The organism is Paenibacillus sp. 05T425, assembly GCF_056396205.1.
Genome location: NZ_JBFTLA010000167.1, coordinates 1 through 378, shown reverse-complemented (window position 1 = coordinate 378; position 378 = coordinate 1). Strand labels below are relative to the sequence as shown.

Annotated in this window: 1 protein-coding gene; it reads left to right on the top strand. The window is 60.8% G+C overall.

Going from position 1 to position 378, the window contains the following annotated elements; genetic code table 11:
* On the top strand, positions 1–378 hold a 378-nt coding region (locus AC1DF0_RS32610), incomplete at both ends, for a DAHP synthetase I family protein (protein ID WP_477577768.1).

Here is a 378-nt window from a genome sequence, read left to right as displayed (position 1 = left end):
CCATGCGCTCGGCCGCTCATCCGCACCGCCATTTCGGTGTCGACAGCCAGGGCCATCCTGCGATTATCCAGACACCGGGCAACCCCGACACTCACCTGGTATTGCGCGGTGGCCATCGCGGGCCGAACTACGACCGCGACAGCATTGCCAAAGTGCACAGCGACTTGACCAGACTCAAGATTCCGGCGCGGATCATGGTCGACTGCAGCCACGCCAACAGCGGTAAAGATCCGTTACGTCAGCCCGCCGTGTTCAACGACGTGCTGGAACAACGCCTGCAAGGTGATCGCTCGCTGGTCGGCATGATGATTGAAAGTCATCTGTTCGAAGGCTGCCAACCGTTGAGCCCTTCGTTGCGGTACGGGGTGTCGGTAACGG